Origin of the sequence: Komarekiella delphini-convector SJRDD-AB1 (genome assembly GCF_014831675.1) — a bacterium.
Lineage (GTDB): Bacteria > Cyanobacteriota > Cyanobacteriia > Cyanobacteriales > Nostocaceae > Komarekiella.
Window position 1 is genome coordinate 1 of the sequence record NZ_VJXY01000070.1, and the last position, 25891, is coordinate 25891.

Annotated in this window: 38 protein-coding genes; 18 read left to right on the plus strand and 20 right to left on the minus strand. The window is 42.2% G+C overall.

The window, feature by feature from the left end:
* Positions 1–122: 122 nt before the first annotated feature.
* Both FNW02_RS33460 and FNW02_RS33465 read right to left on the minus strand, forming a co-directional pair.
* Positions 123–563 carry a helix-turn-helix domain-containing protein gene (locus FNW02_RS33460; protein ID WP_191761839.1) on the minus strand — a complete coding sequence of 147 codons (441 nt, stop codon included), beginning with the start codon at positions 561–563 and terminating at the stop codon, positions 123–125.
* A gap of 39 nt (positions 564–602) precedes the next feature.
* Positions 603–914, minus strand: a complete 312-nt coding sequence (locus tag FNW02_RS33465) for a hypothetical protein (protein WP_191761840.1) — start codon at positions 912–914, stop codon at positions 603–605.
* A 537-nt stretch (positions 915–1451) separates the two neighbouring features.
* On the opposite strand from FNW02_RS33465, the gene FNW02_RS33470 reads away from it, so the two are divergent.
* The 8 genes from FNW02_RS33470 (at position 1452) to FNW02_RS33510 (ending at position 9939) form a co-directional block, all read left to right on the plus strand.
* Positions 1452–1820, plus strand: coding sequence for a helix-turn-helix domain-containing protein (locus tag FNW02_RS33470; protein ID WP_225226094.1), 369 nt, complete (start codon positions 1452–1454; stop codon positions 1818–1820).
* 178 nt (positions 1821–1998) lie between these two features.
* Entirely contained in the window at positions 1999–3672 is a 1674-nt protein-coding gene (locus FNW02_RS33475; RefSeq protein WP_191761841.1) for a hypothetical protein, read from the plus strand.
* Positions 3673–3778: 106 nt separating this feature from the next.
* Positions 3779–5116, plus strand: a complete 1338-nt coding sequence (locus tag FNW02_RS33480) for a hypothetical protein (protein ID WP_225226095.1) — start codon at positions 3779–3781, stop codon at positions 5114–5116.
* A 133-nt stretch (positions 5117–5249) separates the two neighbouring features.
* Positions 5250–5573, plus strand: coding sequence for a hypothetical protein (locus FNW02_RS33490; RefSeq protein WP_191761842.1), 324 nt, complete (start codon positions 5250–5252; stop codon positions 5571–5573).
* Positions 5574–5836: 263 nt separating this feature from the next.
* Complete coding sequence (locus FNW02_RS33495) at positions 5837–7141, plus strand: FAD-dependent oxidoreductase (protein ID WP_191761843.1); 1305 nt, start codon at positions 5837–5839, stop codon at positions 7139–7141.
* Between the two features lie 207 nt (positions 7142–7348).
* Positions 7349–8302, plus strand: a complete 954-nt coding sequence (locus tag FNW02_RS33500) for a hypothetical protein (RefSeq protein WP_225226096.1) — start codon at positions 7349–7351, stop codon at positions 8300–8302.
* Positions 8303–8416: 114 nt separating this feature from the next.
* Entirely contained in the window at positions 8417–8803 is a 387-nt protein-coding gene (locus FNW02_RS33505) for a VOC family protein (RefSeq protein ID WP_191761844.1), read from the plus strand.
* 35 nt (positions 8804–8838) lie between these two features.
* Positions 8839–9939: a hypothetical protein gene (locus tag FNW02_RS33510; protein WP_191761873.1), complete on the plus strand. Its 1101-nt coding sequence runs from the start codon at positions 8839–8841 to the stop codon at positions 9937–9939.
* A gap of 221 nt (positions 9940–10160) precedes the next feature.
* On the opposite strand, the gene FNW02_RS33515 is transcribed toward FNW02_RS33510, so the two are convergent.
* The 4 genes from FNW02_RS33515 to FNW02_RS33530 form a co-directional block, all read right to left on the minus strand.
* On the minus strand, positions 10161–10634 hold the full coding sequence (locus FNW02_RS33515) for a hypothetical protein (RefSeq protein WP_191761865.1): 474 nt from the start codon (positions 10632–10634) through the stop codon (positions 10161–10163).
* 171 nt (positions 10635–10805) lie between these two features.
* Positions 10806–11000, minus strand: a complete 195-nt coding sequence (locus FNW02_RS33520; protein ID WP_191761845.1) for a hypothetical protein — start codon at positions 10998–11000, stop codon at positions 10806–10808.
* A complete protein-coding gene (locus FNW02_RS33525; protein ID WP_348535488.1) occupies positions 11001–11525 on the minus strand; it encodes a transposase in 525 nt (174 codons plus the stop codon).
* A gap of 20 nt (positions 11526–11545) precedes the next feature.
* Positions 11546–11854, minus strand: a complete 309-nt coding sequence (locus tag FNW02_RS33530; protein WP_191761847.1) for a transposase — start codon at positions 11852–11854, stop codon at positions 11546–11548.
* A 99-nt stretch (positions 11855–11953) separates the two neighbouring features.
* Here FNW02_RS33530 and FNW02_RS33535 point away from each other — a divergent pair, with 99 nt between their 5' ends.
* The 4 genes from FNW02_RS33535 to FNW02_RS33550 all read left to right on the plus strand — a co-directional run bounded on the left by FNW02_RS33535 (position 11954) and on the right by FNW02_RS33550 (position 14204).
* A complete protein-coding gene (locus FNW02_RS33535) occupies positions 11954–12775 on the plus strand; it encodes a DNA cytosine methyltransferase (RefSeq protein WP_191761848.1) in 822 nt (273 codons plus the stop codon).
* Positions 12693–13400 (plus strand): hypothetical protein, encoded by a 708-nt coding sequence (locus FNW02_RS33540; RefSeq protein ID WP_225226098.1) that lies wholly within the window; start codon positions 12693–12695, stop codon positions 13398–13400. The genes FNW02_RS33535 and FNW02_RS33540 overlap by 83 nt, the downstream gene beginning before the upstream one ends.
* 27 nt (positions 13401–13427) lie before the next feature.
* Entirely contained in the window at positions 13428–13799 is a 372-nt protein-coding gene (locus tag FNW02_RS33545; protein ID WP_191761850.1) for a hypothetical protein, read from the plus strand.
* Between the two features lie 117 nt (positions 13800–13916).
* A complete protein-coding gene (locus FNW02_RS33550; protein WP_348535489.1) occupies positions 13917–14204 on the plus strand; it encodes an HNH endonuclease in 288 nt (95 codons plus the stop codon).
* Between the two features lie 59 nt (positions 14205–14263).
* Here the strand turns inward: FNW02_RS33550 and FNW02_RS33555 are convergent, their stop codons facing one another.
* Positions 14264–15196 carry a GIY-YIG nuclease family protein gene (locus FNW02_RS33555; protein WP_191761867.1) on the minus strand — a complete coding sequence of 311 codons (933 nt, stop codon included), beginning with the start codon at positions 15194–15196 and terminating at the stop codon, positions 14264–14266.
* Positions 15197–15527: 331 nt separating this feature from the next.
* Here FNW02_RS33555 and FNW02_RS33560 point away from each other — a divergent pair, with 331 nt between their 5' ends.
* A complete protein-coding gene (locus FNW02_RS33560) occupies positions 15528–16094 on the plus strand; it encodes a GIY-YIG nuclease family protein (protein ID WP_191761868.1) in 567 nt (188 codons plus the stop codon).
* 253 nt (positions 16095–16347) lie between these two features.
* Complete coding sequence (locus FNW02_RS33565; RefSeq protein WP_191761851.1) at positions 16348–16800, plus strand: Hsp20/alpha crystallin family protein; 453 nt, start codon at positions 16348–16350, stop codon at positions 16798–16800.
* 283 nt (positions 16801–17083) lie between these two features.
* Here the strand turns inward: FNW02_RS33565 and FNW02_RS33570 are convergent, their stop codons facing one another.
* From FNW02_RS33570 to FNW02_RS33615, 10 genes are all read right to left on the minus strand, one after another.
* Positions 17084–17587: a hypothetical protein gene (locus FNW02_RS33570; RefSeq protein ID WP_191761852.1), complete on the minus strand. Its 504-nt coding sequence runs from the start codon at positions 17585–17587 to the stop codon at positions 17084–17086.
* Positions 17577–17906, minus strand: coding sequence for a hypothetical protein (locus tag FNW02_RS33575; protein ID WP_191761853.1), 330 nt, complete (start codon positions 17904–17906; stop codon positions 17577–17579). The genes FNW02_RS33570 and FNW02_RS33575 overlap by 11 nt, the downstream gene beginning before the upstream one ends.
* Positions 17907–18008: 102 nt before the next feature.
* Positions 18009–18290 carry a hypothetical protein gene (locus tag FNW02_RS33580; protein WP_225226099.1) on the minus strand — a complete coding sequence of 94 codons (282 nt, stop codon included), beginning with the start codon at positions 18288–18290 and terminating at the stop codon, positions 18009–18011.
* A 69-nt stretch (positions 18291–18359) separates the two neighbouring features.
* Positions 18360–18575, minus strand: coding sequence for a hypothetical protein (locus tag FNW02_RS33585; protein WP_191761854.1), 216 nt, complete (start codon positions 18573–18575; stop codon positions 18360–18362).
* Between the two features lie 23 nt (positions 18576–18598).
* Positions 18599–19069: a hypothetical protein gene (locus tag FNW02_RS33590; protein WP_191761855.1), complete on the minus strand. Its 471-nt coding sequence runs from the start codon at positions 19067–19069 to the stop codon at positions 18599–18601.
* A 48-nt stretch (positions 19070–19117) separates the two neighbouring features.
* Positions 19118–19333, minus strand: a complete 216-nt coding sequence (locus FNW02_RS33595) for a hypothetical protein (protein WP_191761856.1) — start codon at positions 19331–19333, stop codon at positions 19118–19120.
* 6 nt (positions 19334–19339) lie between these two features.
* Positions 19340–19552 (minus strand): hypothetical protein, encoded by a 213-nt coding sequence (locus FNW02_RS33600; RefSeq protein WP_191761857.1) that lies wholly within the window; start codon positions 19550–19552, stop codon positions 19340–19342.
* Between the two features lie 112 nt (positions 19553–19664).
* Complete coding sequence (locus tag FNW02_RS33605) at positions 19665–20159, minus strand: DUF262 domain-containing protein (protein WP_191761858.1); 495 nt, start codon at positions 20157–20159, stop codon at positions 19665–19667.
* Positions 20156–21013: a hypothetical protein gene (locus FNW02_RS33610; protein WP_191761859.1), complete on the minus strand. Its 858-nt coding sequence runs from the start codon at positions 21011–21013 to the stop codon at positions 20156–20158. The genes FNW02_RS33605 and FNW02_RS33610 overlap by 4 nt, the downstream gene beginning before the upstream one ends.
* A complete protein-coding gene (locus FNW02_RS33615) occupies positions 21010–21975 on the minus strand; it encodes an HNH endonuclease (RefSeq protein ID WP_191761860.1) in 966 nt (321 codons plus the stop codon). The genes FNW02_RS33610 and FNW02_RS33615 overlap by 4 nt, the downstream gene beginning before the upstream one ends.
* A gap of 8 nt (positions 21976–21983) precedes the next feature.
* Between FNW02_RS33615 and FNW02_RS33620 the strand changes: the two genes are divergently transcribed.
* Genes FNW02_RS33620 through FNW02_RS39215 form a run of 3 tightly spaced genes read left to right on the plus strand, consistent with a single transcriptional unit; the run spans position 21984 to position 23401 of the window.
* On the plus strand, positions 21984–22223 hold the full coding sequence (locus FNW02_RS33620) for a hypothetical protein (RefSeq protein ID WP_191761861.1): 240 nt from the start codon (positions 21984–21986) through the stop codon (positions 22221–22223).
* Between the two features lie 17 nt (positions 22224–22240).
* Positions 22241–22687 (plus strand): hypothetical protein, encoded by a 447-nt coding sequence (locus FNW02_RS39210; protein ID WP_225226100.1) that lies wholly within the window; start codon positions 22241–22243, stop codon positions 22685–22687.
* Positions 22688–23401 carry an HNH endonuclease domain-containing protein gene (locus FNW02_RS39215; RefSeq protein ID WP_225226101.1) on the plus strand — a complete coding sequence of 238 codons (714 nt, stop codon included), beginning with the start codon at positions 22688–22690 and terminating at the stop codon, positions 23399–23401.
* Positions 23402–23440: 39 nt separating this feature from the next.
* Here FNW02_RS39215 and FNW02_RS33630 read toward each other — a convergent pair whose 3' ends face one another.
* Entirely contained in the window at positions 23441–24025 is a 585-nt protein-coding gene (locus tag FNW02_RS33630; protein WP_225226102.1) for a hypothetical protein, read from the minus strand.
* Between the two features lie 132 nt (positions 24026–24157).
* Between FNW02_RS33630 and FNW02_RS33635 the strand changes: the two genes are divergently transcribed.
* Positions 24158–24586 (plus strand): hypothetical protein, encoded by a 429-nt coding sequence (locus FNW02_RS33635; protein WP_225226103.1) that lies wholly within the window; start codon positions 24158–24160, stop codon positions 24584–24586.
* A gap of 39 nt (positions 24587–24625) precedes the next feature.
* Here FNW02_RS33635 and FNW02_RS33640 read toward each other — a convergent pair whose 3' ends face one another.
* The gene (locus FNW02_RS33640) at positions 24626–25267 is read right to left on the minus strand and encodes a hypothetical protein (RefSeq protein WP_225226104.1); all 642 of its coding nucleotides are present in this window, start codon (positions 25265–25267) and stop codon (positions 24626–24628) included.
* A 187-nt stretch (positions 25268–25454) separates the two neighbouring features.
* Positions 25455–25637: a hypothetical protein gene (locus tag FNW02_RS33645; RefSeq protein ID WP_096555315.1), complete on the minus strand. Its 183-nt coding sequence runs from the start codon at positions 25635–25637 to the stop codon at positions 25455–25457.
* Between the last annotated feature and the right edge of the window lie 254 nt (positions 25638–25891).

Below are 25891 nucleotides of genomic sequence, written 5' to 3' on the forward strand. Positions count from 1 at the left end.
TGGACGCTCATCAAAGCAGACTACAGGGCGTTTAGGATCATAAGGCTCATTGTATAAATCCAGTACATCTTCCATTCGGAAAACATATTCCGCATTGACTTCAGGAATACACCATTGTTCTTTCAACCAAGGTTTGATTTCATTTTTTTTAAAGTCTGACGCACTGTTTCGTCCGAAATTGAATCTATGATACCAACGCTTACTAAATGGTCTGCTAATAATTGCATTGTCCAGCGCACTCTTCCACTTGGTGGATTAGAACAAGCAGTTGCAATTAAGAATGCTTCTTGTTTTTCATCTAATTTTTTAGGTTTTGGTGGATGAGCTTCATCCTTTAAAGCAAAATCTAACCCACCAACGACAAACTTCTCTCGTATCCTTTGTACTGTGGCAATATGCGCTCTAACTGTGTCAGCGATCGCTTGATCCGTTTCTCCTTCAGAAGCCATCAGAAGAATGTTTGCACGGGTTATGGTTCTTGCTTTGTGCTTACCTTTTTTAATTATTGTTTGTAGCTGGGAAACTTCATCTTTATTCAAGTCAACAATGTACTTTTTCGCCATGTTACACCCCGTTTTTGGCTATTTTACCAATTAGAGGTTTTACTTAGCAAAGTTACCTTGGCAGACTACTAGTGGCGTTTCGGGTAACGTTGCTTTGACTTCCGCCACTGCTGCCTTGAACGGTTCTTTGTTGAAACGAGCGAAACCGTGGGACATCTTCACCCACACGATGTTGTCAGAGTTAATCCAGATAGTGACTACATCCTGCGGCTGGCAATCATGAGGAAAGTCGGATTGGTTGACTATGGTTGCAATGATCAAGCGATCGCGGTCAGTCAATGGGTCTTTGGCTGGGGCAATTGGAGCGACAGTTTGCGCCTGGGCTTGCTGTGGATGGGTTAGATAGGTCATAATAAAACTCCATTCAGTTGGATAAAAGGCGATCGCGAACTTTCTCAGGGCAAGCGATCGCTTTTATATGTGTGCAAAAAATGTTGTGGTTTAGTACAACGCTCTCAAATTGTTTAAGCGTAGCTTTGCATTTGTTGCCCTCAGCCAGTGACCAGGAGCATTACCAAACAGGAGAACAATAATGTCAGGCGACGGCTTCAACGCTTCAAAGGCAGTCGTCCTGCTGGTAATTCTTATTAACCGAATCCGTTCCCCCGATGTGTACCTCTCCCCTTCTCTGGTTGTGCCAGTGCCTCGGCTGCCCCTCAATCGGTACTTCTGGATTCTCTTGTCAAGGTTCTGTAAGTGCAAACCCTAATTGCATTCGGGTGCAAGTTGGTTTGCTTTTTCTTGTTCTTCTTCTAAGAATATAAAGGCTAAAAGCATATTAGTCAAGCTTAAAACTGTATTTATCAAGATTTGCTATGTATCTATCTAGTCTTATCCTTGACTATTTGTGGTGAAGTAAGGATAGAAGTAAGCTTAAAGTGTAGAATTATGAATCAAGCCTTGATTAAGTGGAGATTAAAAGAAGTAATGGCAAGGCATAACATTAAAGCCCGTGACCTTGCCGACGAAATGAGCGTAAGCGCTAACTCTGTCTCTAACCTACGAAATTCTAGAACGATGCCTCGGTTGGACGGAGAAATATTAAACAACCTCTGCGAAGCCTTAAACCGACTTGCACAGGATTTAGAAGGAGAGATTAGCCCTTCTGACTTAATTAGTTACGTTCGAGGCCCAAACCCTGTCGTTGATGAGAATTATGAAATTAAAGGAGTTAAAGCATCTATTCAACACAAAAAATCTCATCTCACAAATTCTGAAGCTCAAGTAGAAGACTCTTTAGTCTCATCTGCTGCTTAGTAAAAGCGATCGCCGCCGACCAAAGCAATGCGATCGCCCGTTCAATTCATTCACAACAAAGTGAACTAACTATAATGCTGACACATTTTTGGAAAAATCCATCTGACAGCTACCTGGTTCACTTTGGCTAATTTGCAACACTAATTTCCTCAAGCATTTACCATAGTGGGCAAGAAATATGCTGACACTAGACCGCTCCGAAACAAAATCAGCACTCGATTACGCCAATCTCAACAGCAGCATCCAAGAAACCTTCGCTGCCATAGATCGGTTCGAGTGGCAAGCATCCGACGAACTGCGGCTGATGCGAGATAACGGCTATTTCCAAGATGGCGCATACACTAGCTTTGAGGATTACTGCGAAAGCGAGTTGACCAAACATGGAGGATATCGGAGGGTCAGGGATTTATTCGCGGCCAAGCGAGTAGTCGAAACTCTGCCAGAAGATTTGAGAGACAAGATCACTAAACCTTCCCAAACTCGCCCCCTACTCCGGTTGGTCAAAACACCCGACAAGCTTCAACAAGCTGTAGCGATCGCATCTCAAGAAAAGCCTTTTCCTACAGCTGCCGATTTCGCCAAAGCAGTACAACAGGTTGCACCACGAAAAGCCAGAAAATCAAAAACGCAATTGTGTAATTCGGTCACGGGGGAACGGCTTAGAAAAGAGGGCAGGCTTAGTAACAACACGATTACTCATGGCGCTGAACAAATCAACCCAGAAAGCCTGCCCTCTTTTCTCTTCGCCAAATGCGTCACGGTTTCATCACAATCACATTCTCGTTATGGGGAATCAGGATTGATTGAAGCAGATGCACCAAACGTTTGGCAGCAGATTGTAACTTTTGATGATGGTGAAAAACTGCTGATCAACAATACTGATCTAGATGCCCCCAGCGTTCCATTCCCCAAAGAACGCACTTATCCGCCAGAATACTCTGAAGCGATTGCCCAAATTAAAGAACAGCATCAGCAAGAGTTAGAACGACTTTCCCAGGAATTGAGGATTGGTTTGCAAGCAGAAGTATCGGCCAGAGCCGAAGCCCAGGTACAAGAACAAATCCAATCTCTGCAAAACCTGTACAAGCAGCAGAAAGAGCAGAATATCCAGTTACAGCAACGCCTCTTGGAGATGGAGGGGTTACGGAAACTGGAAATTGAAAACCAACAACTCCAGCAACGTATCCAAGAATTAGAACACGCCGTACAACAGCATCCGGTTCAGCAGTGGGGAAATACCATGACCCAGCAAGCAACTAAAGTTTTGAACAAGCAGGTGAAACAGGCCTTAGAGAAAACCATTGATTTGCGATCGCTGGCACAAGAACCACCCAAAGAAAATGCCCAAGAATGTCTGCGGCTGATGGGTATGGCATTGAAAAACCTTGCCAGTGCGATGAACAATACTCAGGCATTGGAAGCAGCAGCACTAATTTTAGGTAGTGAACCTACACAATCCGCGATCGCATATCGTGCCGAACAATTGCAGATGCTTCCTCAAGCGGTTAGTGAGATTCGGCGGGTGCTGGTTAAGTCTGGGTGTACTTGGCAGGACTACTGGGCAGTGGCCCAAGAATACGAGGTAATTAAACAGGATTATTGGGCGGAATTAAGCACTGAGGAAACAGATTTAATTACTGTGCTCCAGAATGCATCCTTGCAATCGGACACAATTAGCGTTGGCTCTATTGTTGCCCATGCTAACCCTTACCGGACTTTGTATGTCGAGAGGGGTGAAGTTGTAGAGGATTTAGGCGAGGAACTGGTAGTTGCCTGGGATTTCTGGAAGGAGCAATCGAAAAAAACTGATAGGTATTTCCGAGATGAGTTGCGATTCTGGCAACCTCAATAGGTCTTCAGTGTATCGGTAACTTTTTAGACAACTAAATACAAGTACCAAGCCCCGCAATCATAGTGGGGGAAATTTCCGTGCGTCAACATAAACAGGAGATTGTAAAATGACCTCAACTATCACAAGATCTAAACCTAAAAAGGCTGCTGCTAGCAAGAAGGAATCCCCATATAAAAGACTTCATGTGATCATTCCGATTGAAGATATGTTGTGGGCTTCGCAGCGAAGACCCTCTGTTACGCAATTGTGGCAAGAATGCTGGACGGCTGACCCATACGGTTCTCGGTGGATGCCCCTGACTTCTGTTTTGGGGTACAGTACTTTTATCTCTGCAAAGAAAATTCTCTCTGACAGTGGTCTGTTCATTTTTAAACCCGATAAGTCGATTCAAGATGGCCGGGAAACGGCTAGCTGGATGGTGAAGAATTTGCATGGTAGCCGGATGAAGGAATTTTGGAAGAAAGCTAATGCTGAAAATCAGCAACCAAATTCTGAAAAACGAGAACTGAATGCTGGGGATTCAGAGATAAATGCTGGCTGTGAAAAAATGGGTGCTTTGTATGAAGCATCTATTTTAGCTCAAAGTCACTCAGAGCAAGGGTTCTGTGAACCCTCACGAACTATTCAGGAACACCTCACAATCTCTTCAAAAGAGATTGTGAGGTGTATCTCTGACACGCTTACAGGAAATTCGCGTGAGGAGGAGACGGCTCACGCTCCCTTGGGGGTCGCGTCGCCTCAGACTGTCGAGGGCGTGTCAGAGAAAGAGAAAGACTTGCCTGTGGCAATGGACTGTACGACGCTGGCGCTTGTAGATGCTGTACAAGGTGAATCTGCTTTGTTGTTAGGAGAAGGACAGGATTGCAGTGTTGAAGCGATATTCCCTCATGAAGGTACTTGTTCCGCCGCGCCCGTTGCCGAAAATAAATTTTCTTCAAGTTTAGCGATCGCATATCAAAAAATAGAACCGAGTCGTTCCTCTGCATCTTTGTTGGCTGAAAACTTGGTTTTTGGTGATGAGGATAAAGTAGATCATGAAGGCACTTGTTCCGCCGCGCCCGTTGCCCAAAATGAATTTTCTGACAAGGAAGCGATCGCTAATCAAAATCAGAGGCAGGTAGAACAGGGTTATTCTGCTACGTTTACGGCTGAAAACTCGGTTTCAGGTGCAGAAATCAAAGCAGTTCATGAGGGTGAAAGTTCTGCCGCGTCCGTGCCAAATCCTGAAAAATGGTCGCATGAGGCGATTGTTACGCGGTCAAATGTGCGACCAGAGCGTATGCAGAAACTCAAAGTTGCGGGGAATTCGGGGCAGAATCCGGGGTTTGACTTCTTGCATGAATGCTGGAGTGACGATCCGGCTTTGCAAATTGTGATTAAGAAACTATTGGCGAAGTTTGGGCAGTGGGGAATTGCTTGTGTGGATGGGGTGTTAGTTCACTAGAATGAGTAACAAGTGCGATGCGTTGAAAACGAAAAATGCAAAGTTTTGTAATAATTTTGATTTGATGCAAAAAATTTGAATTTTGGGGTGAAAGCTTAGTACACCTAGCCACACCAAACATAAGAGCATGATTATGAATTCAACAAATCCCCCTGAGAACGTGATTAATTGTTTGCAAACTATTTTGGATGCTACGGCTACGGGAAATTACGACCTTTTTCTCACAGTTGGTGATTCAGACTACAGAACAGATATTACCAAAGAAATTTTTGACCAAGTTAGCTCCCCACTAATTCCTCGTATGTCTGAAGGTTATACAACTACTTATTTCGGCCATCTCAAACAAGGAGAAACTCAGACCTATTTGTGGAAGCTGAGTTTTGCTGATCATGGGCATGAATTTATAGTACGTATGGGGATGAAAGAGGACAAAGTTAATCTGATATGGATTACTTAAAATAAAAGATTGTTGCGTTGAACCCAAAGCCCTTCATATTCCTTGCGCGTCTCATAGAGACGATACCTGTTCTGTCGCCCCTGTGCCAAATCCTGAGAAATGGTCACATGAGGAATTGTAGCGCCTTATGAATAATCGATTTGCCGATATCAAGCGTGCCATTCCTATGTTGAACCTTGAAGAGGCTGAACCGTATTGGCATATAACGCTGAACATAAAGTTAGTACAATTAAATAGGGCTGAAATTCTCACTAACAATTACGATGCGAATTAATCGTTTAACCTATGAACCTTCAATCCGTATTGGTATCGTTGGTGCTGGATGTACTGGTTTAACGGCTGCCGAAGAATTACATGATCTTGGATATAAAAATATCACCATCATTGATGCCAAAAATCGCGTAGGTGGTAAAACATATTCAATTAGGTATGCAGACGCAAGTCTTCAAGCCCGTGGTATTTACGAGGGTGGAACTGTTTGGCTCTTACCTAGTCCTTTGTACAAAAAATACAGAAAAAGGTATGGGATTTCTCCATCGCTTCATGTGATGCCACGAGTGCAAGTATTTGACTTAGGGACTGGCAAAGTTTCTAGCCCGTTTTTAGTGGAGTCCAAATATTCTTTATTGGGCCGACTCTGGCAGTTGAGGAAATTTTTCCAAGAATTAGACAAGTATACTCTGTATTCAGATCCAGGCTATATTAATCCTACTTACCGAGGTATGAATGAATCCTCACCTCAATGGTTTAACAAACAGGGTTTGGATTTTATTCGAGATGCTTTAATGCCTATTGCGAATGCGGCACAATTTGGATATCTAAAACAAGAAGCTTCTACTGCTTATGTGATTCGGCTACTGGCATTATTGAACCGTTGCAATTTCTTGAAAAAATTGTTTCTGAATATGCCTCAATTGCAAGAAGGGAATCAAGAATTATGGAATCGTTTAGCAGCAACTCATCACTTGTGTCTAGGACAAACTATTGAACGTGTTTCTCGTGGTCAAACAATTCTGGTTAAAACTGCCTCAAATCAGTGGGAATTCGAGCGTTTAATTTGGACTGCTCCTGTAGATGACTTTCTTGGCGTAGCCGATGCTTCCCGTGCAGAAGCAGATATTTTTTCTAGGGTACGTACAATAAAAAGAGCGGTTATTACCTGTAAAGTAGAGGGTCTACCTGCAAACATTTTCTACGTAATCAGAAATACTTTAAATCAGTCTTTACCAACTAGTTATCCATTAGCTATCTACGAGGTTGATCCAGGCAGTAAAATCTACAATTTTTATCCATTCATGGATGAAACGACAACTGTTGAAGAGTTGGAAAGCAACGTAGCCGATTGTGTCAAAAAGCTCGGAGGTACTCAAGTGACACCTATGGGTCAACCCCTAATTTGGAAGTGGTTCTCTCATTTTTCAGCCGAAGACCTCAAGGATGGTATTTATCAACGATTAGAAATGTTGCAAGGTAATCAAAACACCTACTTTGCTAATGAAATGACTGCTGGGGTGAGCGTACCTTATGGTATGGAATATGCGGCTTATTTAGTGGAACGCTTCTTTTAAGGGTTGACATACTTCCTGCAATTGAATTGAGGAAGTGTCGCAATTGTCGCAGGAGTGCTGGACGGCTGACCCATACGGTTCCCTCTGACTTCTGCTTTAGGATACAGTACTTTTATCTCTGCGAAGAAAATTCTGTCTGAAAATGGACTGTTCATTTTTAAGCCCGACAAGTCGATTCAAGATGGTAGGGAAACGGCTAGCTGGATAATGAAGAATTTGCATGGTAGCCGAATGAAGGAATTTTGGGAGAAAGCTAATTCTGTCTTACGAGAATTAGATTCTGAAAAACGAAAATCAAATGCTGGGGATTCAGATAAAGATGCTGGCTGTGAAGAAATGCGTGCTTTAAATCAAGCATCTATTTTAGGTCAAAGTCAGCTAGAGCAAGGGTTCCGTGAACCCTCACGAACTACTCAGGAACATCTCACCAACTCATCAAATGAGTTGATGAGATGTTTCTCTGACACGCTAAATGAGATTTTGCAAGTTGAGGAGACGGCTCACGCGCCCTTGGGGGGCGCGTCGCCTCAGACTGTTGAAAGCGTGGCAGAGAAGAAAATTAACTTGCCTACGGCAATGGACTGCACGACGCTGGCGCTTGTGGATGCTGCACAGAGTAATCCCGCTTCTCTACGAGACGCTGCGCGAACGTTATTGGCTGAGAATCAGGACTGTAGTGTTGAACCGAAAAACTGTCATGGAGGTGCTTGTTCCGCCGCGCCCGTCGCTCAAAATGAATTTTCTTCAAGTTTGACGATTGCCCAAGGGGCAGTGCCAAAGGCAATCGCCAATCAAACACCGGGGCAAGTAGAACAGGGTCAATCTGCTTCCTTATCGGGAGAAAATCAAGTCTCTGGACTTGAAGTGAAAGCGGATCATGAAGGCGTTCGCGCAGCGTCTCGTAGAGAAGGTTCCGCCCTGCCCGTGCCACAATCTGAAAAGTGGTCGCGACGGGCGATTGTTGCGCGGTCAAATATGCGACAGTCGCGTATGCAGAAACTCAAAGTTGCGGCGAATTCGGGGGAGAATCCGGGGTTTGACTTCTTGCTCTCGTGTTGGGATGATCCGGCTTTGCAGATTGTTATTAAGAAGTTGCTGGCGAAGTTTCCGCAGTGGGGTATCGCTTGTGTGGATGGGGTGTTGGTGGATTGGGAGGAGTAACGGTTTGAGTAGTTAAATCTTGACACTGGATGTCAAGGAAGTACTGATGCTTGACTAAACAGAGCAAATGTACTAGTTTGTCCTCAGTGATTCTTGTTTAGAACCATAAAAACAATGGAATTTTCTTACACTATTCTTTACGTAAAGGATGTTACCCAGTCGGTCGCTTTTTACGAAAAAGCATTTGGGTTACACCAACATTTTATTCACGAAAGTAGACAGTATGCACAGATGGAGACAGGCTCAACAAAACTTGCGTTTGCCTCCAATGAACTAGCTAGCTCAAATCTAATTAACGGATTTCAAGAAAACAGCTTATCTGCTCAACCTGCTGGAATCGAAATTGCCTTTACAACAGATGATGTTGATGCAGCCTTCAATCGTGCTGTTGAGGCTGGTGCAATTAGTTTAGTTGTGCCAAAACAAAAGCCTTGGGGACAAAAGGTTGGATATGTCAGAGATTTAGACGGTATTTTAATTGAGATTGCAAGTCAAATCTAAACTAGCTAATTTTTTCAGTTGAAAGTTTTCAGTGGATGACCTTTTCAACAAACCTCAGTTACAGTACTTTTATCTCTGCAAAGAAAATTCTTTCTGACAGTGGTCTGTTCATTTTAAAACCGGACAAGTCGATCCAGGACGGACGTGAAACTGTTGGTTGGATGATTCGGAATTTGCATGGCAGTCGGATAAAGGAATTTTGGGAGCAAATTGATTCTGCGTCACAAGAACCAGGTTCCCAAAAACAAGAACCAAATTCTAGCAATACAGAGATGGATGCTGCCCCTAAAGAAATGCGTGCTTTGTACAAAGCGTCTATTTCAGATAAAACCCAGTCAGAGCAAGCGTTCTGTGAACGCTCACGAACTGTTCAGGAACACCTCACAAACTCATCATTTGAGTTTGTGAGGTGTAACTCTGACACGCTTACAGAAAATTCGCGTGAGGAGGAGACGGCTCACGCTCCCTTGGGGGTCGCGTTGCCTCAGACTGTCGAGGGCGTGTCAGAGAAAGAGAAAGACTTGCCTGTGGCAATGGACTGTACGACGCTGGCGCTTGTAGATGCTGTACAAGGTGAATCTGCTTTGTTGTTAGCTGAAAATCAGGACTGTGGTGAGGAAGTGAGAGACTGTTCTGAAAGCACTTTTTCCGCCGCGTCGCCTGCCCAAATTGAAAAATCTTCAACTGAGGCGTTGTTTACCGCCGTTCGCGGAGCGTCTCGTAGAGAAGGCATTGCAGATCAGAAAATAGAACCTAGTCGCCCCTCTGCTGAGTTAATGACTGAAAACTCAGTTTCTTGTGATGAAGTCAAAGCAGTTCATGAAGGTAAAAGTTCCGCCGCACCTGTGCCAAATTCTGAAAAGTGGTCGCATGAGGCGATTGTAGCGAGGTCAAATATGCGACCAGAACGTATGCAAAAACTCAAAGTGGCGGCGAATTCGGGGCAGAATCCGGGGTTTGACTTCTTGCATGAATGCTGGAGTGACGATCCGGCTTTGCAAATTGTGATTAAGAAATTGCTGGCGAAGTTTCCGCAGTGGAGGGTTGCTTGTGTGGATGGGATGTTGGTTAATACTGGGAACAGTAGCACGATCGCTGACTTTGAAGGAAGCACTCCGAACGAGGATTGGCGTTAATTCACCAGAAACTGTGTTTGTTGTTGCTTGTAAGGAGGAGAGAAAAACGGAGTCCACACAGGCTAAATCTGCTGTCGAGGATTGATTTGAGCGGGCGAGACAGCAGAGGGTTGTGATTGCAATGTCGGGTGAGGTTGTGTATACGCCGGAGGGTGAGGCGGTGGCGGTTAGGGAAATGATGAGGCGGTTTCCAATACGGGAATGAATAGCACAATCACACTTCAACTATTGGCATAATTTAGCACTCGCTCCCATTCCCAATGCCATGCTGTCTCTACTGTCATTTCTTTGCCGTTGGTGAACTTGATAAATTCTGTGCCTTCATCATAAAAAACATCAGCAACTAGGCGGTTACGTACATCATACCCCCACCTGGAGGCCGCAGCATTCCACCACCTTTGTCCTGCTGATTCCAACATTGGCAGTTCCAGGTACTCATCACGCCATGCCCTTGGCTTCCACTGCTCTCGCAAGGCACTAATCAAAATGGCATTTGGAAAAAATTGCTTTTCATTTTTCTGTAGCCACAGTACATAATCAATCGTGCTTTTGAGCGCATTTTCTAACCCATAAGTGCAATCTTCTAAAGCCATTTGAACTTCTTCAAGTGAGAAGTTAACGCCAATGGCCACTAACGCTCGTTCGTATTGCTTGAACACCTCGTATTCAACTGAGTCTTTTTCCCAGAACCACACACTTAACGTGTCTCCCAAGCAGTTGTTTTGACTTTCTTATAGTTTAATAGTTGATGGAGATACCCTGTACCCTATAGTTTCGGCTCAATTGTGAAATTCAACGCACACTCAAGCGGTATTGGGAGAATGTGCCAGGGGCGTAGACGCATAGCGGCTTGTCGTAGACATCGCTTATCTTAAAGAGGCGATACGAAATTGGAAAGGTATTAAGTCACCGAAGGCTGTGTTTGTTGCAGCTTGTAAGGAGGGACGAAAACCGGAATCCACACAAGCTAAATCTGAGGTGGCTGCTTGGTTCGAGTGGGCGCGGCGGGAGAGGATTGTAATTGCGATGTCAGGTGAAACTGTATAGAACTCATTTGACATCTAACAAGAGGCTGCAAGCCTTTTAACCATCAACCGAATAAAACAAAGATTAATCTTGGCAGTTGCATTAACTAGAGTTCTCTCAAAGTTCTTGACAAGAATTTTGCATCTCTCCATCCAGGCATTTGAGCGTTCAATTATCCACCTCGCAGCCACCGGAATAAACCCAGACTTCCCTAATTCTTTCTTTTCGTGTTTTGATGGTTTTGGCGAAAGTTCAAACCTGATTTTCGTCATAATCTGGGGATAAACCTTTTCTAACTCCGGCCTCAGATGTTCAGGGTGATAACCGTGGTCTAGCAGAATGGTGATTTTGGGAATGTTGACGGGCTTTGACTGGAAATAATCAATATTTTGAGTCAACATCTCAAGCAAACCCATATCATCAGATACATTTGCTGTAGTGCAGTAAGTAAAGAAGGGAAATCCCAATGTATCAACGGCTAGATGCCGCTTAATCCCATTCGTCGATTTGTAGAAACAATATCCTTTCGACTCAACACTAGCATTGCAAGTGTTTTTCACTGCTTGCGAGTCAATTATGATCAACGTTGTCCACTTAGCTTTTTTTTTACTTGCTCACGCACTTGAGAATGTAAGATACCCATCAGTTTTTCGAGTGTTCCAGATGCCCGCCACTGCTTGTAATGCCAATATACGGTTGAGTAAGGGGGCAAGTCCTTGGGCAAGTCTTCCCAATTACAGCCATTCTTGAGTTGATAGAAGATGCCATCCAAGAGTTCTCTTTTTGTCCAATTTGAGGGTCTGGTCTGTTTCTTAGGCGGCAATATCTGAGGCAGTAGGGGTTCAAGGATTTCCCACTCTTCGTCTGTTAGGCTGCTAGAGTACGGCATGGCTGCTGGATACGGTTTTTGCGGTAACTTTACTTCAATACAGTAAAAGATGTCAAATGGGTTCTATAGAAAATTCTTAGAGGAAAAGGAGGCGACGGAATGCAACTCAAACACGTCAGCTTCTTTGCAGGAATCGCCGGATTTGAACTCGGAATTGAAGCCGCCGGAGTTAGTGACATCATCAAAACAGAACTCTTCATTGAAAATAACCCCGACGCCCAAGCAGTCCTCAGATACAGATATCCAAATATCTCCATTCACAGCGACATCAGGGACTATTACCCACAACCAGGAGAATTCAGCCTTTACACAATTGGATTTCCTTGTACTGGAACCAGCGGCGCAGGAAACGGCACAGGACTCAGCCACCCAGAATCAGCCCTCTGGTTTGAGTCCCTGCGATGTATTGCAGATGGCCGCCCCAGCTTCGCCATCATTGAAAATCCTGAAGGGCTTATCTATAGAGGATTACGAGCAATTCTTGGCGGACTCAGAGTGGTTGGCTATCACTGGGACGATCCGCAGCTCATATCGGCGGCGGAAGTCGGATCACCCCAACAACGTAACAGACTCTTTGTTGTTGCCTACACCAACAACATACTGCAAAGGCTCAACGGGATGCAGACCAGCTGGGGCAACCAGATTGGAGCAGAAATTAAGGCCATATATAACCAAGGGCGACAAGTTAAACCCAGCCGTACCAGGGTGGATGATGGGGTTCCCCATTGGCTGGGTGGAAAAAGTATTGATGGATGGTGGCGAGACAATCTCAGTGCAGCTCCCGTTTACCCAGGAATACGTCACCACCTCAACAAACGGCGAGATTGCAACGATCTCTATGCTCGATCAGTCTGCCCATTGCAAGCAGCGATCGCAATCAAACGAGTCTGCTATCTCGCCAACTTCGCCTCCTGTGCTTAAACAGACCAAATTTTTATCTCATGAACCAGATATCGAGCGTACACTGCAATTAAAGATAGGTCAACGCGTTCGCATCACCCAAACTCGCACCCAAAACCTCAGCCAATGGGTAGGTCACGTTGCCACAGTGACAGGTATTAATGGCGAGACTATCAGCATAGCAGCTGGTGAGGGTAGAGAGAAAAAGCACCTTACTCTCAAGCAAGGATGGTATAAGGTAATACCCGAAAAATTCTTAGAGGAAACTGAATGCCACAAACAAGCTGTGCAAAAGCCAAAAGGCAGACAGCGCAAAGGATGCTTGTACAAATACCTGGAAAATAAGAAGCTGAAAAACGGAACCATAGCCAGCTACCCGCGTGTAATTGGTGACAGAAAGCCTGATAATCCTACTCATTGGCGCTGGGGCTTTAACTGGGAAGAAAAGATTGATGGCGAGTGGAAAGGCCGCAGCATTGGCTCTGTGCCAGTGGGGCTAATTCCTATGATTCAGTCAATGCAGAGAGAAGGAGCTAGTTTAGAAGAAATAATCGGTTTTATTAAAAGAGCGAAGCGAAAAGTCGGAGCGCCGATTTCCGGCGTTAGCGAGTCCGCGAGCGTCTCTGAACTTTTCAAGAGAGGCTAAGAAATAAATTCAAAGAGGATGAGGACGATGCTATTAACCGAACCTGAAATACAACGAGTTTTAGAGCAAGTTCAAGCTGCTTTTCCCAATTTCACTAATTGGGAATACAATAATGAAAAAAACGGGGAGTATTTTGGCTTTTCTGTGTGGGGAGAGTTTGTGATTAACTCCGAAGAACTAATAATGCCAAAGCGGTTTTTTATCACACTGGACACTAATCATGAGGACAAATGGCAAGGATGTTTAACTGTAGGGCAACACAGCTATTTGTGGTCTAGTGCTGATGCGGGAGATGCCCACATAGTTAGTACAGACCCTTGTGAAACTTTAGAAGAAGCAATTACATCACTCAAGGCAAAAATATCAGAACTATTTCAAGCTTTCTTGGCAGGAAATTAGAAACAGTAAGCGAAAAGCGATCGCTTGGGTTTCCTCTAAAAAAATCACAGGTTATCGCGTGCAGAATGTGTTGAGTGATAGCTATCCTATGAGATAGGGTTTTAGCAAAATTAGCAGGTGTTTAACCAACAGCAGCAATGTGAACTGTGCCAAAGACAGATGGAACATTTAACAGTCCATCACTTAGTTCCGCAACAAAATACCAAACGCAAAAAACAAGATCCAGGCCCAACAGCAAATATCTGTTCTGCCTGCCATCGTCAGATTCATGCTTTATTCGATAACAAGTTACTGGCTAGAGAACTCAATACTCTAGAAAAACTTTCTCATGCACCGCAAATGCAAAAATTCTTGGTGTGGGTAAGAAAGCAAGATCCTGGTAAGCGAATTTCAGTTCATCGCTAAACAAAATGTGTTTTTGCTTACTAACTACTAAGTATTTTGCTATGGTAATTATATAAACGCTATACGGCAACTTGAATTAAGTTAGGCTTGTCCTCAAGAATATCCATTTCAACTTGAGAAAGTACTTTAGGTTGCATTTGTTGCAAATCGCTCAGGACAATTTTGATAGCTTCTGTATTAAATTTATAGTACTCAGTTAAGCTCCCAATGGGATGGTTAAAATCTCGATAGCGGTGTTTGAAATACAATTCAACATTACCTCGGTGTGCCCAACTACCCAAGACTTTAATCGCAACAGTTTGGTAGTGTGCAAGTAAATCTATTTCCACTTCTGCTACCCGCATAGTAACGGGTCTAGTGGTTACTCCTATCTTGTATAAAGTGCCTTTATTGGTTTGAATATCTAAAAAATACAGTGTACAAGATAATATACGTTTGAGTTGAGCGCGATACAGTTTTAAATCAGTAAGTCGGTATGCTAAATCTGGAGCGTTTTTGTACTCGGCGTGTTTAAAAGCTAGCTCAAGTTTCAAGAGCTTTTTAAGTAATAGCGGCTCCTGTACTGCGTTAAATTGCGTTAACTCTAGCGCTCCGATGGGGATTTTTCCTAGATTTATGAATTCATAGGCAGGTGGTTTAATGTAGACATTTTTTTTCAACATTCCCGCTTTTATCAACCCTGGAGTAACTAAGTAGGAACTAGTAGGGTAATTTTTGGCTCCGTACTCCTTCCAGAGGAGTTTTAACTGTGCTAAATCCTTGCTTGATAGCTGAATGTTGAAATTGTCATAGAGAGGCAGAGTAGGAAATTCTTGGTTAGCTACAGGGCGACAAGTTTCTCCATGATGAGCGAAATGATGCTCTTTTAACTTGCCTTTTTTGGCAGTTAACTCCCCATTACAATAAAGACACTTAAGCGAAGTTTTACCTCTGGTGATATCTTCAATACATACCAATATTCCATCTTCATTTACACCATATTTTAGCCACATTGCCACACCATTATTGAATAGTTAAAGTTGCTCCTACAAGTGTGCTTCAACTTTTCAAAAATGTATCTATCTTCTGGATTAGTGTAATGTTGATTTGAAGAAAGAATATAAGTGCAATGAAGTCAAGCGTAGGCATCGCTTGATCGTCGCTCCTCATCTCTTAAGAATAAATGTAGCTTGTATGAATGGATACCCAAAAATTTCTTAGAGGAAAAAAGGAAAGTGAAGGCGTTGGCGATCGCTTTGCAGTAAGGCGCTCCCCTAAACTCGTTAACAGGTTTTTTGCATTTCAGTTCTGGGAGATAATCTATTGGGAAAGTAACTCCTAGTGATGACCTTGGAACCCAATCAGCTAAACCTATTCTCAGATTTGACCCTCACACCAGCATGTAGAGCAGGGGCGCTAGTGATGAGCCTTGAGGCGCTGCTGCGGTGGAAGTCTCAGATTTTGGACTATCAGCAACGGGCGAGAGAGAGCAAACCACCACAACAGACGGCGTTATTTGACATTGCACCCAACCACTGCGACCCAGACCAAATTGATCCGCTCTTGCTGCGGCTGATGCCAATGTCATTTTATAGGATGCCAGCAGATAGCCCCGGCGATGCGTGTTTGTACTTTGTTGTTGACTCTGCGGCTGGTCTGATTTTGTATGTGGGGGAAACCTGCCGCTCTAACAAGCGGTGGAAGGGTATACACGCCTGCAAGGATTACATCGCTAGCTACCAAGATTTACATTATCGCTATGGAATTCAGACTGCGGTCAATGCAGGGTTTTGGTGGGATGCTCCGGTTGAAAGAAAACCTCGGCAAGAATTGGAATTGAACTTAATTTTGAAGTGGCGATCACCATTTAACAAGGAGAATTGGGAGAGATGGGGGCAACCGTTTGGATAGAAAAAGTGAAGTTTAGTATCAGCAGATTTATAATTTGATTCTTATTGGTATTGTTTTTATTCTGGTTTACCGAACTGAAAAAGTCGAGTAAACCGTAATGTTTTGTCTGCCTTATTTAGTGCGGTAATCATCATTTTATTAGGTGATGAGAACCGAATTTACATGAGTTTTAAGCATACTTATTATGAATACATAAGCACAAAGGCGAGTGCAAAAACGATTAAACAAGAGCTAATTAAAGAGAGTAAGAGTTATGGCACTAGTACGTTACAACCCGTGGCAAGAATTGAACGCTTTAGAACGTCACATCAACGGCTTACTTGGAGATACCAGAGTACCATCTACACGGTTTGACAGAGATTTTATCAAAGTTCCGGCTGCTGAACTACAAGAAACTGATGATGCTATACTGCTCAAGCTAGAACTGCCAGGACTAGACGCTAAAGACCTAGATATTCAAGTCACCCAAGATGCTGTTCATATTAGCGGTGAGCGCAAGTCTGAAGCTGAAACCCAAAACAATGGCACTACCAAGAGTGAATTCTACTATGGTAAATTCCAACGTGTAATTCCTCTATCTGCTCGGATTCAAAATACCAATGTCACCGCAGATTATAAAGACGGCATTTTGAATTTGACATTGCCCAAGTCCGAGCAAGAAAAAAACAAAGTTGTCAAGGTTAATCTAGAACAACCTGCTGCTTAATTAATTGTGATGAGACTACTCTACCTCCAATGATTGATTGAGATAGCTAAAAGCTCGGTTACTCTGATAACCGGGCTTTTTTATAATAATCATCCGTGGCAAGTGCGTAAGTCCTGTGTATTTGAGTAGTGATTAATTTGTGCTATGTCTGCGATAGGCTTGCCTTACGCTTTTGAATTTTCCTATAAGAACGCCGCCTTGAGCGCCTTTACTTTAAGTAACATACAGGCGATCGCTCTTGGGTTTTCCTTGCTTGAATGAAAGGATGACTGGCGATCGCTGATTATTGCTGATGAAATTGAGGATGCAGTGCATGGGCTGGAAAGCCTGCGCGCACCAGTTTATGTTCATTCATATAGTCGTTATCTAGGATTCCATAGCATTTAGTCTTTTGGGCTATTTCCCTTACAAAATCATCGTTGAAGACTACTCCAAAATAAGTACTACCTTTAAACCGTTTACCTACCCCCCACGTTGGATCAATTAATTCTCCATTATTATTGACCAGCCAAGCATGAGATACAGCTATATCAACATTATCACTAATAGCAAATCCCTCACAGTAGTTTAGGTTTGGATACCTCAACAATCCTTTTAAGCAGTTTTCAAAGCATGATTTAGGCTGACCTTTAAATGGTGATTTGACCTTTGTTATAAAAGGTTGTCCATATTCTAAAACTAGTCGTTGTGTACTTTTGTAGCGAAAATCAGAACGTGTGTTAAGTTTATCAATTAAATCTGCTTGTTCCTTTAATATTGCCAAAAGACGGTCTAAGTTACTGCTCATTATTTAAATACTTATTTGCTAATTCTTCAGTCAACTGAGGATTTCTATATTCTATTAATTGAATAAGATTGAATAATCTGTTATACCAATATTTGCGAATGGCATCAATTTCGGAACAGGCATAGTCTGTTGATAACTCTTCATCTGAGTTGGTTGATTCGTCTCCAAATGCTGCTTTATTAGCTTTTTTCATTTCTCCCGTACAAAGCGCGTACTCAGCCTCTATCATTTTCTGAAATTCTTCAGCAATACTTAGCTGTTCTGGAGTCATGTATTCCTGATTTTTAAAAACTTTACCTATTATCTCGTTCTTATTCATAGAATGAAACTCTGATTATCTCTATAAAATTTTCATTTTTTAATTACAACTAATGATAATTTTATCTAAACCTACTAGCTTAATTTTTTATATTTTTATCATTTAAATATTAAACCACCAATACTTATGTAATCCTCTCAGTTTTGAATTTGCATTACTATGTTCATCCGCCCATGTTAGTGTACTATCATCACCACAAACATAACCAGAACCTCCAAATTTATTTTGACCCTCGTCTATTATTTCCATCATCACTTTAATAATTGTTCTTTCACTTACAGAAATTTCGTAATTCTCTAAAAGCAAACTTTTAATATCTTTAGCGCAAACACCATCAAAAAACCTTGGCTTTTCGGCAAAAATATTAATAATAATATTTTGCAACTGTTATGAGTTCATTGTTTTACATAGACATTTCTATGTTTTTATTTTATACCTATTTAGTCAAAAAAATTATTCTATAGGTTTGAGCCAAGCAACACATTTTTCATAATGAAATTTTTCATCTTCACAGTTAGCAATTCTAACAACCTCTTCTTGATGATGAGGATAAGGAAAAGAACCGAAATATCCTTCTTTTATACAACTATCCTCTAATAAGAAGAGATAAGTCCCATAATCTTCTGGTAGTCCTTCAATTAATTCAAACTTTAATATTTTATTTGACATTTTAATTATCCTTGAACGAATCACTAAAATCCTTTTTGTTCTAACTGTCTGAGTTTTTCTAGTTTCCGATTTAGGAGTGAGGCATCAGTTTCTACTTCCCCATTTTCATCCTGATAGCGTTCCTCTTCCAGCCATTCCAACAGTTCGGTTTTTGGACGAAATGACATTATAGGGCGCTTCTGGTTGTAATTTTCTTGAGGTTGGTAAAGCGCATCACGATTGGCTTCGTTCCATCGCTGCTGATTAGACTTAGCAGAAGACTGGCTTTGTGAAAACTCTGGCATTAATTCAATTTTGAGATAGCCTCCTTGACTTTTGAAGTGCCATCGGTTGTTGTAACTATCAAAATGTTTCTTTGCACCCCGTTCAGTTTTCCAACGCTTGCACCAATGCAACTTTTTATCAGTCCAAGCATATTCAGTATTACTATCAAATGTATATAGCCAACCTAAAGGCTTATCTTCTTTGGTATAGCAACGATATCCATAGTACATTTTATAAAAACACAACTAATTAATCTTATTGACTAATAGAATCGATACCTACTTTTTTTGAAGGGAGTATGCACACTTTATCGCTTCGTCAATATTGTCAAATTCTTGCTCACCAATGAAAGTTTTCCAGTCCAACATAAAGTTAATAACTCCACCTTTCATGCCAGGATAGAAAGTTATACTCACCGAATGCTCTCCTTGAGTTTTGTTTAGCGGTTCAAGAAGCTTAAAAAGCTCATCAATTTGGGATTGTGCATTAGTCATTTAAAATTAAATGTAGTTTTTAGACTCAGATTCATAGCCAGCAACAAATGCAGCTTGTAGTCCTTGACGTAAATCTTCTGGTATATCACCCCAATTTGACATACTAACACTAAACATTAAATCTTCTCTATCATCTTTAGTCATAATCATAGCCCGATTATTAGCCCTAGCTTCTGCTCCAAAATTATGAGCATTATTTAAAAGCTTTTGTCTATCCATTGTCTTTTAATAATTTTGATTCAAAGAGTGCTTAGAAACTAAATGTACTCACAATTTTGGTGTAATAGCTGAATGCGATGCCTGCGGCGGGCGGGTACGCCATCGCAGCCTTTTAATTAAGACGATTTGCAACAACCTCTATCACTTTTGCTATTTCTTCAGGGCTGGCATCCCCTGAAGGGATAATAGATATCAAGGATAGAGAATGGCGATTAAGCTCTGCTTTGACGTTTGCTGGAAGAGTAGTATAAGTACACCCGTTTAATTCTGTCTTAACTTCTAGCCCACTCAAAGCTAATTTATTACTGTAAAAATCTACAATTGCTTTTAACCTCTGTTTACCATCAATAACTTCATATATATGATATGACCTCTCGTAGAGAACAATTGGCATTACAGGGAAATTAATAATAAAAGATTCAATTAGTTGGGATTTTTTAACATCATCCCAATCCTTAACAGATTGACTATCATTATCAATAGTCATGTAACTAGGATTAGACCTGATATTGTCAACTAGCGCTGTTAGCTTTATCCTGTCAATTTCTTGAATTAGTCTGTCTTGACCGGATTCATATTTGCCATTGATTTCATCATCAGTCATCATGATGATTCTTTTCCACCCATTACTAGAACTGGCTCAATCCAAACTAGTTTTCTTTGCTGCCTGCCTTCTCCGTAAGGCTGATTACGTAAAAAGCCTCTGCGCCAATGGACGCTCTTAGTACCATGCGTAACGCTACTGCCTTCACTAGTAGTTTGCATCCCTTCACGTTTAAGTCGATATCCAAGTCCTAGCCAAAGTGGTTGATAAAAATCTTGTGCTTGCGCTTTACCAAAACCTTTATTAACCCTGACTAGTTCACTGGTTGTATCTACAAGTTCAGGGCGGCATTCCATTATTAAAATTAATCGCAGTAAAATTGAGTGCAAATATTCATTAAATCCTTTGACTACTTTAGGGTCAATATCTTCAGCATCAGTATAAGAAAATTTTTGTGCATTAAGTTTAAATCGGCGGCAAAAGGAACTAGACCCATCGGTTGCAGCCCAATAAAGGATATCAGCTTCACTATCGTAATTCCAAAAAATAGCATCGACGCTCTTATTTTCAGGAGAAAGAATTACACTTTTGGGTAGCATAAACATTCCCGTTTTCATTGCCCAATTTAAACTGTCAATTTCAACGGTTAAAACTGATTGCAACAATGCTTCGAGTAAATCTTTATTCACCCAATATGCCGGACATTTAGCTTGACCGACTTTAAACAAGGTGTATAAGGTGATGTACCTCGATTCTGCGGGATTAGTTCTTAGTTGGCGCAGTAGTGTTTGTTCTTCCCCAGAGTAGTAAAAGTCTGCAACAATACCGCACATTTTCTCATAACTTTCGTAACCGTCTACATGAACAACGGGGCGAATAACAATTTCTTTATACCAACCTTTAGGTTTTTTGGTCATGCAGCACGCCTTAAAAATTCGTCACGATGCCATTGTAGAGAATCCTGCCTGGGATAATACTGCTCTTGGGCAGGTAGGTTTATGCGATCGCCCCTAAACTCCCGCATCGGTTTAGCGTTGGGCGACACTTCCCGTAAGTTGTCAGCAACGATGATAGTGTAATCATCATCGATGGTGAACCAGAAGCGGTCAAATGCCCAATGATGATTCTTGCACAGTGAAAGTCCATTATTTATACGGTCGTCGTAGAACTGGGAGAAAGGTTTGATGTGTGACCCGTCTACAATGTTCTGACCAAGTGAATCGAGTATCTGCAACCCACAGAACGCGCAAGTGTGGTTGTAAGTTGAGACAACGATTTTACGGAACGCACCATCTCGCACAATTACAGCTTGTTCATCTTTTAATTCCTCTGGCTGATAGACCTTGCCACCAGTGCGTTGCAATTGGTCTTGTAGTTCAGCAAAGGCGTTAACTTGCAATAATGACTCGATATCCTGTGTACGCTCGTTAAACCAGGAATTAATCAAAACATGAGTCAGCACAGTCCTGTCCTGGGGATTTTGCAGAAGCGTCCATAGTTCATTATCGAGGTCAGCATACTCTACAGTTTCCCTAATGGTGCTGGGAGTTCTGATTTTCACCTTGGCAGCAATCAATGATTCAAACCCCAGTTTCATTTGGTAATGCCAGAAACCATCACTGGTGAGGTGATAGAAGGGCAGTCCAATATCTGGTTTGCGTACTGGCTCCAGGTGGCTCCACAGTTTGAGGAAAGTAGCGATGAGTTCAGCAGATAGGGGAATTTGGTTTCTTACTATCTGCCTAGTTGCTATCATTTCAATGACAGATAACAGCAAAATCGGTTTATTGGGCGCACCAGGGCTAACATTTAAGCCCATCTTCCCAACAACAGACCTCTTAGAAAATTTCTTAACGTAGTAAGCTAAATCTTTGGCCATTCGCAGTTATGAGAGAATATCGCTGTACACGTAACGCATTATACTCACACGACTGTACTGGGCGTGATGACCCCAGAGAACGCCAGGGGCATTTCATCTGGGCAATCAACGAAGAAGCTGCATGGGAGGAAATGGCGCGGCGATATCCCAACGAAACCGCAGCAGGGTTTACTGTGCAGGAGTGGGAAAGTTTTGACGTTAAGGTGGTGGAAGTGAGGCGGGATGAAAATGGGGATATTATAGAGTAGCGTTTGTAACCCCTGCTATGTCATCGGGAAGCAAAATTATCAGCACAATTCTCAAGCACGATAGCAAGGTGACGAGCTACAAAATTGCCTTGCTGCGTGCCATTAATGATGTCGTCCTCAGCTTCCCTGATTTACGGAATCTAAGAGCAGATGTAGCAGTACCTTTACGGGCGTTGGCTGAGTTTTGGGTGGCTTATTATTGGCCATTCGTTAGTGATAGACAGCCAATATTACAAGGGCCGCGTGCTCCTCAAGGGAATAACTTAAGAAACGATATGGCGTTTCGCCCTCAGCTAACCGAACTGCGGCATGAATGGGAATCAATTGTAGGTGGAACCTCAAACCCTAGCGATGGCTTTTTCCTCATCAACGAGTTAAGAGTGCCGCGAAAATATCAAGCCTACTCCAAATCATTACGCCAAGCCTATCAAGCTGCTCTCACTGCCATTAGCAAGGCAATTTAAATGCCAGTTAGGTATGCTGGCCCCGGCAATTGGACGGTGTTTGCTAAACCTTTAAAATATGCAGAACTTAGCACCCTCATAGCAATTCCTGGCACGAAAGCAGAAGACAAATGTTTGGTTGTGGAAGCTAACTTGTGGCAAACATTTGGGGAGATGTCATTGTGGATTGAAGCACTTTGCATTCACGAATGGTGCTTATTTACAGAGAGAGTACAACAAGAAAATCAGTCAATAGTCAATCGAGGTTTTATTTATCAGCTGCTCACAGATAGACCTGACAACCGCCGACCTTTGACTTGGGAACGCAACCATGTTGATGTACTGTTGATGGAAGGAACAGAATTTGTATGCCCGTGGACACAAAAACACATTTGTTGTGGCATCAGGTATGATTTAGACCACATTTTACCTGTGTCACTTTACCCAATTAACGAACTTTGGAACCTAGTCCCGGCTGACCCTTATTACAATTCACACATCAAGCGCGATCGCCTTCCTTCTCAAGCAAAATTACAGCAGGCTCAACCTCATTTAGAGTTAGCTTACAGAAACTACAACACATCTGGTTCACTCTCGCTAGCACTTCAAGAGGATGTGGCTATTAGGTTTTCTACTGTCTTTGGTAATGCCGCTTCTTTTCCTGGTGTACTGTCAACTGCTGTTATTGACCTCATTAATACCTTTGCTGACTCTCGTAACCTAGCTCGGTTTTGACGGCGGCGATGCCTATCGGCAAGCCGCAGAGCGTCTACGCTATTCAATCTTCAATTTGGCTAAATTTACCCAAGCCTCAATACCTTTGGTAGTAGGTGTCCCGCTTGTAGTAAACGTGCAGATACTACGGCTATGACCGTCGCCATAGCTAATGTGAATTGGTCGCTCGATACTATAGTAGTACAGCCTATCAAATGGCAAGCCTGTATCTAAAATCCAGTCAACAACTTTATTGCTCGATACATTTGCAATCTGAAAATCGCAAGCGGCTCCCAAGCGATCGCAGTAGTATTTTTCATTGCGGTTAACTTCATGTGCCATGTGTTGGTCAAGATTTGGTGCAACCCGTCCGTTTTTTAAGCCTGTTACAGGGTCTTTCTGCTCTAAGAAATGTTTCAAGTCCTTGGAGCAGAAACCATAAGTAAGTTGAAACTGCTCTCGACCAAAATGGTCAATAATAGGGTCAACAATATGCTTGCAGAGATTTTGCAAAGCATCTATACTTTCGGAGTTTGTAGGAAACGGATTAATCTGATTGATGTACTTTTGATAAGTGTTAGTGCAAGTGCAAAAATCGATAAGGCTTAAATACTGTCCCAACAGAAGATTTTGAGATTCCATCATGAACCGTCAATACTCCTAAAACATCGATAATGCACAGTATCGCTATGATAATCTAGTTTTTAATTGACTTAGTAATAGCATGGCACTATTGTCATAAGAAACTGCTACACCTAATGAGTTAAGACGTGGAAAGTGGCGAAAGACAATGGGTTAGAAGTAATTGAGGAGTATGAAGTGACACAAAGGGAAATAATTCAGCAACTCCTTGACCCCTATGATTCTTCTCAAACTGAATGTGATGGCATGACACGCATCTGTCATACTGTACTAGCTAATCAAGGTATTGAGCATCAGCTTTTATTTGGGACTTTGACCCGACATAATCAGCATATTGAGCCGCATTTTTGGATTGACTTACCATCAGGTGAGCGCATCGATTATCGAGCTAAGATGTGGCTTAAAGGCGAGGGTATTCCTCATGGAATCTTTCACCCTCAAGATTTTCCAGATGTCATCTACACTGGTGAACCAATAGAGTTAGATATATTGTCACCAACACTATTTGAAATTCTGACGCTTAAGTTTGATTGGGAAAAGTTTCAGCAAGATGAAGTACCTTAAATTTTATTTTCTTTAAGTTTTTTTGCCATTATTTATCTACTACACTTCCAACTCTCGTAGTAGTGCATCATTTATCCTTTGTGCCTCTTCCCCACTAGTTTCTACCACATCAAAGGCTTCTTTAACTGCTGCCTGAACTCTGGGAGGTAGTGCTTCAAATTTATCGTTGTTGAGTATGGAAATGCGGCAACCAATGTAGGGCATAAAATCAACGAATGGCTGCATTCCAGATTTAATCAAAAGTTTTGATAATAACGTAATCGGATGGTAGGGTTTATCGTTATCTGAAGTGCTGTTAATTTCGGATGCAAAATAACCACACAGCCAACTGAGGCTATCGATATCTTTTTCTAAAGCTGCTACTGTACCATCTAACACTTGCTTGTTGAGTTTCACAGGCAGGTTGTCAAAAATTTGGTCTAAGGCTTCTGGCTGTCGCTTGTGGCAGTAACGCACCGCAGATTCAACAAGTTTATCGTTTTTTGTAGGTTGGCGCTGCCCAAATCCTTTGCCAGACATGGTAGTTGGTGTATTGAATACAGGAATTTTAGCAGGATTTGGGGTTGTGTGAAAAAGCGATCGCTCCTCTTTTCCTCTTTGAATGAAGGGCGGCACAGATAGCTTGTCTTTTCGCGCTAGCTTAGAGGCTTTTGCTTTTGTGCCTGGTCTATCAGCACTCAAATTGCAGAAGTGAAAATTTGCCCCTCTTAATAAAAGACTGGGCTTCGTTTTTCAAGACTGCCCATTTCGCTCCTTTGTGATAGAGCGCTGTACCAAGACCTACAACACGCTTTGCAGCCCCTAAACAGCGCCCAGTCACAAAGTAGTTACAATCGGCTTAAGTACAAATGTCTGCAAGAACTAAGTTCTAAGCAGCTGAGTCTGAGCGTTCTATTTGCTGCCGAATGGTATCAATAGAAGCATTAATGCCAGCCAGTTTGGACTCTAAATCATCTCGCATCCAAATCAAGAATTTTAATTTCCGCTCTAAGCTAGCTTTGTGCGAAATGGGTTCGCTTCCATAACAGGGATTACCCCAAAAAGGAAACATAGTTTACCTCTGTATTTAGCTTTTGTAACAGTGCAATACATTGCACCACTACACTACATTCTGGCTAATAACAATCAGACTGGTGTGTGTAACAACCGACCATTATTGGGGTGGCCGCCGAGATACGGATACCGTTGGCGAAATATTGCTTAACAAAAAAACGCCAAGTTTGCCGCGTATTACATGGAGAGGAGAGTTATACTTTTCCGTGCAATACACGGAAAGAAAAAAATTAAGTTAGTTGCCTCAATAAT